Source organism: Bacillus sp. SIMBA_026 (genome assembly GCF_046535335.1).
Classification (GTDB): domain Bacteria; phylum Bacillota; class Bacilli; order Bacillales; family Bacillaceae; genus Bacillus; species Bacillus velezensis.
Genome location: NZ_JAWRWX010000419.1, coordinates 1 through 242, shown reverse-complemented (window position 1 = coordinate 242; position 242 = coordinate 1). Strand labels below are relative to the sequence as shown.

The window sequence follows — 242 nt, the reverse complement described above, 5'->3', positions numbered from 1 at the left end:
GCGACACAATGGCTGAGCAGCTTAAACCGCGTGCTGAGACGATTAATCAGGAACCTGGTTTTCTGTGGAAGGTATGGACCGAAAGTGAAAAGAACCACGAAGCCGGTGGGATCTACCTTTTCACTGATGAAAAAAGCGCCCTTGCCTATCTGGAAAAACACACTGCCCGACTGAAAAATCTCGGCGTTGAGGAAGTTGTCGCCAAAGTTTTCGATGTCAATGAGCCACTGAGTCAAATCAAT

1 protein-coding gene is annotated in these 242 nt (G+C 47.5%); it reads left to right on the top strand.

The window, feature by feature from the left end:
* On the top strand, positions 1–242 hold a 242-nt coding region (locus SB847_RS22040; RefSeq protein WP_410578871.1), incomplete at both ends, for a monooxygenase.